This window comes from Microcoleus sp. S13C4 (genome assembly GCF_036700865.1).
In the GTDB taxonomy this organism is placed as follows: domain Bacteria; phylum Cyanobacteriota; class Cyanobacteriia; order Cyanobacteriales; family Microcoleaceae; genus Microcoleus.
In genome coordinates, this window is record NZ_JAUBPS010000041.1 from 25,292 (window position 1) to 36,478 (window position 11,187).

General features: G+C 44.6%; 10 protein-coding genes. 6 read left to right on the forward strand and 4 right to left on the reverse strand.

Annotation, left to right across the window (positions count from 1 at the left end; genetic code table 11):
* Positions 1-245 precede the first annotated feature (245 nt).
* From QT996_RS17865 to QT996_RS17885, 5 genes are all read left to right on the forward strand, one after another.
* Entirely contained in the window at positions 246-1,292 is a 1,047-nt protein-coding gene (locus tag QT996_RS17865) for an aliphatic sulfonate ABC transporter substrate-binding protein (RefSeq protein WP_333048053.1), read from the forward strand.
* Between the two features lie 263 nt (positions 1,293-1,555).
* Positions 1,556-2,383, forward strand: coding sequence for an ABC transporter permease (locus tag QT996_RS17870; RefSeq protein WP_333048054.1), 828 nt, complete (start codon positions 1,556-1,558; stop codon positions 2,381-2,383).
* Positions 2,384-2,434: 51 nt separating this feature from the next.
* A complete protein-coding gene (locus tag QT996_RS17875) occupies positions 2,435-3,187 on the forward strand; it encodes an ABC transporter ATP-binding protein (RefSeq protein WP_333048055.1) in 753 nt (250 codons plus the stop codon).
* A gap of 266 nt (positions 3,188-3,453) precedes the next feature.
* Entirely contained in the window at positions 3,454-4,275 is an 822-nt protein-coding gene (locus QT996_RS17880; protein WP_333048056.1) for a class I SAM-dependent methyltransferase, read from the forward strand.
* A 63-nt stretch (positions 4,276-4,338) separates the two neighbouring features.
* Positions 4,339-5,547 (forward strand): acyl-CoA dehydrogenase family protein, encoded by a 1,209-nt coding sequence (locus tag QT996_RS17885; RefSeq protein ID WP_333048057.1) that lies wholly within the window; start codon positions 4,339-4,341, stop codon positions 5,545-5,547.
* A gap of 87 nt (positions 5,548-5,634) precedes the next feature.
* On the opposite strand, the gene QT996_RS17890 is transcribed toward QT996_RS17885, so the two are convergent.
* Positions 5,635-6,303 (reverse strand): cadmium resistance transporter, encoded by a 669-nt coding sequence (locus QT996_RS17890; RefSeq protein ID WP_333048058.1) that lies wholly within the window; start codon positions 6,301-6,303, stop codon positions 5,635-5,637.
* 218 nt (positions 6,304-6,521) lie between these two features.
* On the opposite strand from QT996_RS17890, the gene QT996_RS17895 reads away from it, so the two are divergent.
* Positions 6,522-7,808, forward strand: a complete 1,287-nt coding sequence (locus QT996_RS17895) for an aliphatic sulfonate ABC transporter substrate-binding protein (RefSeq protein ID WP_333048059.1) — start codon at positions 6,522-6,524, stop codon at positions 7,806-7,808.
* Positions 7,809-7,929: 121 nt separating this feature from the next.
* On the opposite strand, the gene ssuC is transcribed toward QT996_RS17895, so the two are convergent.
* The 3 genes from ssuC to QT996_RS17910 are packed head-to-tail and all read right to left on the reverse strand — an operon-like array spanning position 7,930 to position 10,998.
* Positions 7,930-8,715 carry an aliphatic sulfonate ABC transporter permease SsuC gene (gene ssuC / locus QT996_RS17900; RefSeq protein ID WP_333048060.1) on the reverse strand — a complete coding sequence of 262 codons (786 nt, stop codon included), beginning with the start codon at positions 8,713-8,715 and terminating at the stop codon, positions 7,930-7,932.
* Positions 8,712-9,893, reverse strand: a complete 1,182-nt coding sequence (gene ssuD / locus QT996_RS17905) for an FMNH2-dependent alkanesulfonate monooxygenase (protein ID WP_333048061.1) — start codon at positions 9,891-9,893, stop codon at positions 8,712-8,714. Before ssuD ends, ssuC begins: the two co-directional genes overlap by 4 nt.
* Before the next feature lie 22 nt (positions 9,894-9,915).
* A complete protein-coding gene (locus QT996_RS17910; protein ID WP_333048062.1) occupies positions 9,916-10,998 on the reverse strand; it encodes a sulfonate ABC transporter substrate-binding protein in 1,083 nt (360 codons plus the stop codon).
* Positions 10,999-11,187: the final 189 nt, after the last annotated feature.

The window sequence follows — 11,187 nt, forward strand, 5'->3', positions numbered from 1 at the left end:
CTCACCTGTTAAAAACAGCTAACCGCCCCTTGCTAATCAAGCTGATTGAGCGCGATCGCCATATTGTCCAGGGAGTTGCCCATAGCACCACCAACAGTCTAGTTGGTCTTTTAACCCTTGATCTTGAGCGTGCCTTGCTGTAAGATAAAATTCAGCTATACTACGGTAAACCAATCGACTTATAGTATAAACTGCGTAAGTCCTAATTAAACGAGACATTTAGCAAGGAATTGAGGAGACCAATCATGAGCAAGTGGTTTGCCATTGCCAGACGTAGATTACTGCTATTTTTTATTTCTGGGCTGTTTCTATCGCTATTAGTCAATGCCTGTAATTCTTCCTCTCCTGGAACTAACACTACAGCAGCATCCTCAGGCTCATCTCCTACGGCAGTTCCTACGGTAGTACGTTTAGATTATGCCTACTACAATCCTGTCAGTCTCGTACTCAAAGAGAAAGGCTGGCTAGAAGAAGACTTAGCCAAAGCCAATATCAAAGTCGAATGGGTTCTCAGTCAAGGTAGTAACAAGGCCTTAGAGTTTCTCAATGGCAGCAGCATTGACTTTGGCTCGACTTCTGGTGCTTCCGCACTGATTGCAAAAGCCAATGGCAATCCCATCAAATCTATTTACGTTTACTCGAAGCCGGAATGGACAGCATTAGTAACTACGGCTAATTCTTCCATTCAAAAAGTCGCCGATCTAAAAGGCAAGAAAGTTGCAGCAACGCGCGGAACAGATCCGTTTATTTTCTTGTTGCGTGCCTTGGATCAAGTTGGTTTGACTACCAAAGATGTGGAAATTGTGCCTTTGCCCCACGCTGACGGTAAAGCTGCCCTTGAGAAAGGCGATGTCGATGCCTGGGCTGGTCTCGATCCATTTATGGCACAGACAGAAGTAGAAAAAGGCTCGAAACTTTTCTTCCGCGATACTAAACTAATTAGCCAAGGCTTTTTGAATGTTCGCGAGGCATTTGCCAAACAATATCCTGAACAAGTTAGTCAAGTGCTAACCGCCTATGAGAAGGCACGGAAATGGGCGATCGCAAATCCTAGTGAACTCAAGCAAGTGGTGATTAAAGCATCGAAGCTGACAGAAGCGGTAGCAACTAAACAATTAGAGGAGCGAACCGATATATCAAACTCATCGATTGGTGACGAACAAAAAGCCGTTGTTAGTGCTGCTGGGGATGTCTTGAAAAAAAGCGGCGTGATCGAGGATTCCGTTGATGTCATTACAGTAGTTAACAATTTAATCGATCCGCAGTATGTGGCAAAGATTGCAAAATCCTAAGTAAAAAACATCTGCTTTGGATACATAGTGATTCTTAAACAAGTGAGGTACGCTGTTGAACATTTAAAACAGATTGTAGGGTGCCTCAGTCCGAAGTATTTCCCGTTTAAGCGTAAGTGTTCTATCTGACGTACCTACTTACTTCGCTAGTGATTTTTAAATGCGTAACAGCTTACGCTTCCAGCAGTTAGCAATTAGCAATTAGCAGGTAGCAATTAGCAATTAGCAATTAGCAATTAGCAATAAGCAATTAGCAATAAGTTATGGAACAAAGACTTGCGATCGCAATCTCAAGCGCACAAACAGGTAATATTTGGCAACTTCTCAGTCGTCTGGGCAGAGCAAAAGGCTTGCTCTTGCCAGTCTTTCTCTTAATATTGTGGGAAAGTCTGTCTAGGTTTGGCTTTGTTCCTCCTAACTTGTTACCTGCTCCCTCAAATATTGTCATAACAGTTTGGAAACTCGGTGCAGCAGGGGAACTATGGCAGCACATCAGCATTACACTCTATCGGGTTTTTGTTGGCTTCTTGATTGGTACATTTTTTGCCACTATTCTAGGAGGATTAACAGGCTATTCTTGCCTAATTCGCGATTTACTCGACCCACTTTTGCAGTCACTCCGCAACATTCCTTCCCTCGCATGGGTGCCGCTATTCATCCTCTGGATGGGAATTCATGAGCCTTCTAAAATTGCTCTGATCGCCGTTGGAGTCTTCTTCCCCGTTTACTTAAATCTCATGAGCGGCATTCAGAATGTCGATCGCAAATTGGTTGAGGTTGGCAAAATTTATAGACTTAATGATTGGCAGCTTATCAGTCGTGTGTTCTTGCCCGCAACATTGCCTGCCTACATTGTCGGTTTGCGAAGTGGCTTGGGTTTGGGCTGGATGTTTGTCGTGGCGGCTGAATTGATGGGAGCCAGTCAGGGCTTAGGCTTCTTATTGATCGATGGGCAAGCGACTGGAAGACCCGCCATCACCCTCGCCAGCATTCTTTTGTTTGCGATTTTCGGAAAAATGACTGACTCAATTATTGGTCTTGCATCGCATAGGCTACTCCATTGGCAGGATGTACACGCTTCCAACCCTTAGTTAAAGCATTAATTTCAAGCATTAATTCAAAACGCCAAGGAGGAAACATATATGCTACTCATCGAAGGACTGCATAAGCGATTTAAAAATGGTTTTGTAGGATTAGAGTCTCTTAATTTAACTGTTAATCGCAGCGAGATTGTTAGTTTAATCGGTACGAGCGGTTGCGGCAAAAGTACACTTTTACGGATAGTTGCCGGATTAGATCTGCCAACTTATGGAGAGGTGCAAATTGACGATATTCCCATTAACAAACCTCATCCAGAAATTGGTGTAATATTTCAAGAACCTCGGCTGATGCCTTGGTTAACCGTTTGGGAAAATGTGCAGTTTGGTTTGCATCATTTACCGAAGGATGAACGCAGGGCACGGGCAAGTGATGCTCTAGTTAAGGTTGGATTACAAGATTTTGCTCGTTTGCTGCCGCGCCAACTATCAGGAGGAATGGCTCAACGGGTGGCGATCGCGCGTGCCCTCGTCACTAATCCTTCTATTTTATTGCTAGATGAACCCTTTAGTGCTCTCGATTCCTTTACTAGAATGCAATTACAGGATCGTCTGTTAGAAATTTGGCAATCCGATCGCCAGACCATGATCCTTGTCACCCATGATGTTGAAGAAGCACTGATTTTAAGCGATCGCGCGATCGTTATGCGCGGCAACCCTGGACGCATCCATCTCGAGCTAGATATCGATCTTCCCCGTCCCCGCAGGCGTACCGATCGCGATTTGCAATATTGGAAAGAAAAATTATTGAGTACCTTGGATTTATCCAATACGCAAACTGTTCCCTTAGAGGTTTAAATCCCAGGCTGCGATCGCAATCAACATCTAAATATAGGCAAGGGAAACGCCGCTCCGATCTCTCGCCCTGAGCCAAACCCAAGGGCTGATATCTAATCCGTTGACATCAGAATTATTCTCTCACTCTTCTCTTTCTCTGTGTCCTCTGCGCCCTCTGCGGTTTAATCATTCCGAAATTGATATGACGCACCAGACAATCGTTTTTCAAATGTCCAACAGCTTATCTCAAAACCTAAATCCTAACTCAGCAAAAATTGCCTTCAATCATGACTACTAAAATACTCCCAAGCTACGATCCAACCCTCTTTCAAGGAGCCATTTCTTATTACCTGCAATATCGACCGCGCTACCCAAATGCTCTTTACGATTTAATCTCACAGGAATTTCAATTAGATGGGCAAGGCAAGCTTCTCGATCTCGGCTGTGGGATTGGCTTAGTAGCGATCGCCTTACACGATCGATTTCAATCTGTTTTGGGCATCGATCCCGATCCAGAAATGCTCGAAGTTGCCAAACAAGAAGCTAAACTGGCTCATGCTTCAAATATCACTTGGGTAAGGGATTTAGCAGAAAATATTTCCCCGGCAATTGGTACATTTTCCCTTGTCACCATTGGTCGTGCTTTTCATTGGATGGATCAAGAACTGGTGCTACAGCGTAGCTACGATCTGCTCGATCGCACGAGTAACGCTAATAAGGGGATAGCGATTATTCAAACTGAAAAAGATATTTGGTCAAATGACTCTGTTTGGGCACAAAATGTGCTAGCTACGATCAAACGGTGGCTAGGAGAAGAGCGGCGTGTGGGATCGAGTAGCGTTCCTTTGCTCTACAAGTCTGATTTAGAAGTTTTGGATCGATCGCCATTCGTTCGGATTAAACGCCATAAGATTGACTTTCAAAAACACTGGACGATAGATAATTTTATTGGTTATCTCTACTCCACCGCTTACTGCCGTCGCGATTACTTTAATGGCGATACTTCCGTATTTGAGGCGGAAATTAAAACAGCAATTCTCAGTGCCGAACCTTCAGGTCAGTTTGTTGAAGATGTACCGATTTCTGTTTATTTGGGTTTTAAGGACTGACCAACCTCTAGGAATCCTAAATCATTTGTACCTCATTACTTCCCTCGATTTTGTATCATCAATATGAAAATATCCCTTGCAGACTCGAAAAGCACAGCACAACAAGACAGCAAGCAAGATTATTTAGTGATCGCAAAATCACTTGCTCAAGAATTTGCTGCTACTGCCATCGAACGAGATCGTCTTGGCGGTACGCCAAAGTATGAACGCGATCGCATTCGCTCTAGCGGTTTGCTCAGTTTGATTATTCCTAAAGAATATGGCGGTATTGGCGAAACATGGATCGCTGCACTCCAAATTTCCCGCGAGTTGGCAAAGATTGATAGTTCTCTAGCCCATGTTTATTCCTATCACCATTTAGGGGTTGTTATCCCGCATCTTTTTGGCACGGAGGAACGCAAAGCGCAGTTCTACAAAGATACGGTGACAAACAATTGGTTTTGGTGCAATGCTCTCAATCCCCTCGATCGCCGTGCGACTTTAACTCCTGATGGTACAGGCTTTTTACTGAACGGTACAAAAAGCTTTTGTTCTGGCTCTAAAGATTCTGATATCTTACCCATCACTGCGGTTCGTCAAGATACCTCCGAACTCACGATTATTGTAATTCCGACTCAAAGAGAGGGAATACAAATTCATGACGATTGGGATAATATGGGGCAACGTCAAACCGATAGCGGTAGTATTAGTTTCGACCAAGTGCGCGTTTATGACTCGGAAGTGTTTGGCGATCGCACCCGTGCTGATATTCCTTTCCGTACATTACGAGCTTGCTTGACGCAAATAAATCTTGCCCATATTTATCTGGGTATTGCAGAAGGAGCATTTGCTGCGGCCAAAGACTATACTTGCACCCAAGGACGACCCTGGTTGACTTCCAATGCTCCTAGTGTGACGCAAGATCCCTACATTCTGAAACACTACGGAGAAATGTGGGTCGATCTGCAAGCCGTTAGCAGTTTGACTGATCGAGCCGCCGCCATTCTGCAAGTAGCTTGGGAAAAAGGCATAGATTTAACAACAGAAGAACGTGGAGAATGCGCGATCGCGATCGCAACTGCAAAAATTGCTGCCACAAAAATAGGTTTAGATGTGACAACTCGCATTTTTGAAGTAATGGGGGCGCGTGCTACCACCAGTAAATATGGTTTCGATCGCTACTGGCGCAATCTGAGAACGTTTACGCTACATGATTCTGTTGACTATAAAATTCACGATCTGGGTAACTGGGTACTCAACGATCAGCTCCCCAATCCCAGCTTTTATACGTAAAAAACATCTAATGATTGATACATTCTGTCATCTATAAACTTGCAATCTATGGTACTGTTGCCTAGATTTTTTAAGTGCCTTTGTCTATCAAGTATTAGGTAGAAAAAGACGATAGGATTCACTGTCTATCAGAATTCTGAAACCCAGCCACATCAGCACGAAGGGGAAAATCTTGCTCGCATAACGGCTGAGTATCAAAGCAATACCAGGTAGATGGGTTAGAGTATAGGACATAAACAGCCAGCAGGAAACAATGAGATAGCAAACGGGTATAATTACGGACAGATTTTGGATTGAGCTACTCGCAAACAAAGGGATATAAATCCCTAGATTGTTGCTGCCGTTAGCAATCGTGACCGAGGAGACGCGATAGGTCTGCGGATCGCGGATTACATCCCAGAGCGATGGTTTTCTAGAATCAAATCCTCGGAATTTAGAGTTTCTTTTCAGATTGGCTGACTTATCTTCGGCTGAATCATCCTTATTAAGATTGAGCAAATTGTTCAAGCCAATCAGTATCGGCAGAATCCCCAGTAGACCAGTCCAAGTGGACGGAATCACTAGCCCCAGTAAGAAACCAACCAAACTTAGTATCACCAATACCGTGAACCCTAAAAGCTCACCAACCACAACGTGCTGAGGGCGAAAAGTACGATTAACCTCACTGAAGAAGGCAGTCAGATAAATATTGTCGTCAAACGTTGTTGCCACAGCAGCAGCTAGCCCGATCTTAAGTGTTGCAATTAACCAATCCATTACCATTCCTCACTTAACACCTATCCGATCGCCGAAACGAGCGATCGCTCAACCATTGTACAAATTACCACAATGTCAGTAGGATAATGTGGGTATCCCCTATTTGGGTGTAACGAGCTAGCCAATCTGGTAGTTTATGTATCAAGCGGTGCTTTGACTCGATCCCCCATCTTCAATCGATCCAGCGTCCATCACCTGTGTTTATCAAAAGAGTCATTATGATTAGCCGTTTGATTCACCTTCTGCCTAGAGGCGCAGGTCAAAATATCTTACGATCGCTCAGATCGGTTATTCCCAGATCGCTTGCCTATCGGTTTGCAGTGCGATTTTGCCTCAGTCTTGCCACGATTTTGGTCTTGAGTCTGGCTTTTGAGAGTCATGCTGTTGCCACTTCTGCCTCTGGGAATGTACTCTCCCCTCTAGTCAGTCAGGTAAATCAGACCACACTACCTAAAGACTCAACAACTCGGGTACTGGAAACTGTGGGACTGTTTGTGGGAGGCATCATTTTCTGTATAGTTTTGGATCGCTGGTTTTCTAAACGTTCTGCTCAATCGGGCAACACACCCTTAGCTGAGCAAGCGCGGCGGCTCAAGCAACTTAAAATCGGTTATCCAGAGGGTATGACAAATCTGGAAGTCCTGCGTGCTAAAGGTTGGCTCGAAAGCCGTTTGCGACCATTTGGGCTGAGTGTTACTTGGACAAGCTTCTTATCAGCTTCTGCTCTGATAGAAGCATTAAGCAATGGGACGATCGATTTCTGCGGCGGCGGTGGTACGGCCAGCATCTTCTCGCAAGCAGCGGATCATGTGTTTGTGCGGGTGGCTAAAGAAAAATATACTGCTCCCAAAGGTCAAGCGATTCTGGTACCTGAAGATTCGCCGATTCAGACGCTTGCTGACCTGAAGGGTAAGAAGATTGTTTTTGACAAAGGCTCAAGCGCCCATTACATACTTGTGCGAGCATTGGCAAAAGTGGGGCTAGAGTTTAGTGACATTGAGCCAATTTATCTGACCCAGCCACAGGCGCTGCCCCTATTCCGCGCGGGTGAGGTCGATGCTTGGGTGATTTGGGTTCCCTACACAACAACTCAAGTCCGAAGTGCTTATCCAGGGCGATCGATTGCAGACTTAGAGAGCATCTTTGGTGACAAAGCCTCTTTAGAAGTTCCCACCTATTACTACGCGATTCCAGAGTTGGTACGCGACTATCCCGACTTGCTCAAGGTGATTTTAGAAGAGGTAAATGAAGCGGGAGCTTGGGCTAAGAAACAGGAATTAGAAGCTGCTGTGCGATTGGCAGAGCACCATGAAATAGATCCATCCATTGTAGAAATTTTACAGCAACGTAGTGCCGAACGCGCCATCATCCCGATTGACGACCAATCTCTCACGGCCCTACAGCATCAGGCAAATATATTTAAAGATTTAGATCTGATTCCTGAGCGGGTGAATGTGAAAGATGGAACCTATAGCTTGCAGACTAAGCAAAACTGGACTTATTAATCTGACACTCCAACCACTAAAAAGGGTGGGATTTCTGAGTTATTAGCTGTCATTTCTAGAGGAACTAAGAAAGAAAAATGCAACACTCTCATCTTTCTTTCTTATGGCTTCTTTTTTCAACCTAAGCTGGCTGATAATTGGGATGCCAAGCCAACCATTTCTCTTCTAACTTTCTGGCGATCGCATCTGCAAACTTACCCAACAAAGCATACATGATAATGCTCAGCACCACAACATCAGTTTGCAAGAACTCGCGAGCATTCATTGCCATGTAACCAATACCAGAATCCGCAGCAATTGTTTCTGCGACAATCAGCGTCAGCCACATAATCCCCAAAGAATATCGCACGCCTACCAAAATTGAAGGCAAAGCCCCAGGCAGAATAACTTGCCACAAAAGAGAGCTCGGACTCAAACCATAGACTTTTCCCATTTCAATCAACCCGGCATCGACGCTGCGGATGCCATGAAATGTATTGATATACATGGGGAAAAACACACCCAAAGCCACCAAAAATAACCGAGCTACATCGCCAATTCCAAACCACAAAATCACTAGAGGAATTAAGGCGAGGTGGGGAACATTACGAACCATTTGTATAGAAGTATCCAGAAGCTTTTCGGCGATTGGAGAAAGACCATTGAGGAAACCAAGAGTTAAACCAATTCCTCCGCCGATGATGAAACCAACGACGGCACGCCAAGCACTAATTCCGATATGGTGAAACAGTTCCCCGGTAATTGCCAATCTAATTCCTGCACTTAAAACACCTGTTGGTGCTGGTAAAACTCTTGTGGAAAGCCAACCCACCTGCACCAATAATTGCCAGCTAACAATCAGCAGCATTGGGACAATCCAGGGGATTACCTGCTGAAAATAGGGGTTGTTGAGCCATTTTTTATTCATGACGCACTCGTAGGAATAACTTGTTTTTGTGTGGGAAACTTATCGTTGGCAACAATTTCGCCAAAAGGACTAAACATTTGCGGTTGATGTACAGTCGGTTGGTTTTTCAGCGGCAAGCGGGGGAATAGCAATTCAGCCACTCGATATGCTTCTTCTAAGTGGGGATAACCGGAAAAAATGAAAGTTTCAATCCCCAATTCGGAATATTCCAATATTCGCTCTACAACGGTATCGGGATCTCCGACTAAAGCAGTACCAGCACCGCCTCTTACTAACCCAATTCCCGCCCACAAATTCGGGCTAATTTCTAGGGATTCGCGGTTGCCTGCGTGCAGTTGAGTCATCCGCTTTTGCCCTTCAGAGTCCATTCTGGCATAAGCTTTTTGGGCGGCAGCGATCGCATCTTCATCGACATATTTAATCAATCGATTTGCATCCTCCCAAGCCTCGCTTTCAGTTTCGCGTACAATGACGTGAAGGCGAATCCCAAACCGCACAGTCCTACCCTGTTCTGCTGCTAATTTTCTAACAGCATCAATTTTTTTTGCCACTTGTTGCGGCGGTTCTCCCCAAGTCAGATAAACATCAATATGTTTGGCTGCAATTTGTTGCGCGATCGGTGACGAACCGCCGAACCATAAGGGAGGATAAGGAGTTTGTACAGGTGGAAATAGAACTTTCCCGCCCTTAACTTGAAGATACTCACCGCTAAAATCTACTTCTTGCTCTCGCACATTAGTCGAGTTACTTCTTTCAAGCATTGCCCTCCAAACAGTCAAGAATTCATCAGTCAATTCATAACGTGCGTCGTGACTTAGATGCACTCCATCTCCAGCTAATTCAACCGGATCGCCACCCGTAACCACATTAATCAACAAGCGCCCGTTAGATAATCTGTCAAAGGTTGCTGCCATCCGTGCTCCTACCCCAGGAGACATTAATCCCGGACGAATTGCTACTAAAAAACGCATTTTTTCCGTTACAGACATGAGGGAAGAAGCCACTACCCATGCGTCTTCGCAAGAGCGTCCCGTCGGAAGTAGAGCGCCCGTAAATCCTAAATGCTCAATGGCTTGGGCGATTTGCTTTAAGTAGGACAAACTGCCAGATCGCCCTCCAATTCCGCTCGCTAAATACCGTCCGTCTCCGTGAGTTGGGATAAACCAAAATAATTCCATTTGCCTTAGTCTCCATCACTATTTATTGTTTAGTTACCTGAGCCAATTCACTAATTTTGATTTGTTTGGGAAGCAGCTTCAAATCCAAGAAAGTATCAGCCACTTTTTGTTGATAAGTGATGACTTCCTCTGTAATGGCCTGCACGCCGTAAGGCCGTCTCCGTGCCACTTCCTCTAAAGTTGGAACGTCAATACCAAGAGCGGGAGATAGCAGTTTTGCGACCTCAGTTGGTTGAGTCGCCGCCCATTCATCGATTTTTTGAAGTTCCTCTAAAATTGCCTTAGTCCGGTCAGAATATTGGTCGTTAAAAGGTTTAGCAGCTAGATAGAATTCCCGATTAGCTACAAGCCCTTCTCCATCCTTAAGAACGCGAGCATCAGTAGCTCGTTTCGCTACTGTAAAAAACGGATCCCAAATCGCCCAAGCATCAACGCTACCTTGTTCAAAAGCTGCCCGCGCCTCTGCTGGCGGCAAGTAAATAGGCTGAATGTCGCTATATTTTAATCCGGCTGCTCTTAATGCTTCTACTACTAGGTAGTGCACGTTTGAACCCTTATTAAATACAACTTTTTTGCCTTTCAAGCCAGCGACATCTTGAATGGGAGAATCTTTCGATACTAAGATAGCTTCGCCTTTAGGATTAGGAGGCTCGTTAGCAACATATACCAATGGTGCGCCAGCGGCTTGTGCGAAAATAGGCGGTGCTTCTCCTGTATGACCAAAGTCAATACTGCCTGCATTCAAAGCTTCTAGTAATTGAGGACCAGCGGGAAATTGAAGCCACTGTACAGAAGTGTTTTGAGAGGCCAAACGCTTCTCTAAACTGCCTCGTGATTTAAGGATGCTTAGAGTTCCATATTTTTGATAGCCAATCCGAATTACATTGCTCTGTTGTGAGTTAGAACTAGCCACCGATGTGGCAGCAGAAGTTGGGGCTGTAGTTGTATTTGTTTGCTGAGTAGGAGCACAGGCTGAGACTGTCAAACTCAAACTGAAGCCCAATGCAAAAAGTAAAGCAAAGGTCTTGAGAGAACTATGTTTGAGTTTGCTCCAAAGATGTCTCAATCTGCCTGAAAATCGGTTTTCTTTCAATGGGGTTAACATTGTCTATTCCTGAATTTAAGTGCGGAAAACCAAGATACGTAATAACCATGCAAAAGCTGAGCTAATCATTATTGATGAGCATACTACTACAAACTGATAGATATACCGTAGTTAAGTCTGACAAGCTCCTATTATTCCACAGATGGCTTCAAAAATGCAAGCACATTCTGTAGATTTTTGTTTGTATTA

Bases quoted from the DNA above. Each gene is read 5' to 3' on its own strand.
- ssuD (WP_333048061.1), bottom strand. From the start codon at position 9,893: ATGGAATTATTTTGGTTTATCCCAACTCACGGAGACGGACGGTATTTA.
- QT996_RS17895 (WP_333048059.1), top strand. From the start codon at position 6,522: ATGATTAGCCGTTTGATTCACCTTCTGCCTAGAGGCGCAGGTCAAAAT.
- QT996_RS17870 (WP_333048054.1), top strand. From the start codon at position 1,556: ATGGAACAAAGACTTGCGATCGCAATCTCAAGCGCACAAACAGGTAAT.
- QT996_RS17910 (WP_333048062.1), bottom strand. From the start codon at position 10,998: ATGTTAACCCCATTGAAAGAAAACCGATTTTCAGGCAGATTGAGACAT.
- QT996_RS17875 (WP_333048055.1), top strand. From the start codon at position 2,435: ATGCTACTCATCGAAGGACTGCATAAGCGATTTAAAAATGGTTTTGTA.
- QT996_RS17885 (WP_333048057.1), top strand. From the start codon at position 4,339: ATGAAAATATCCCTTGCAGACTCGAAAAGCACAGCACAACAAGACAGC.
- QT996_RS17890 (WP_333048058.1), bottom strand. From the start codon at position 6,303: ATGGATTGGTTAATTGCAACACTTAAGATCGGGCTAGCTGCTGCTGTG.
- QT996_RS17880 (WP_333048056.1), top strand. From the start codon at position 3,454: ATGACTACTAAAATACTCCCAAGCTACGATCCAACCCTCTTTCAAGGA.
- ssuC (WP_333048060.1), bottom strand. From the start codon at position 8,715: ATGAATAAAAAATGGCTCAACAACCCCTATTTTCAGCAGGTAATCCCC.
- QT996_RS17865 (WP_333048053.1), top strand. From the start codon at position 246: ATGAGCAAGTGGTTTGCCATTGCCAGACGTAGATTACTGCTATTTTTT.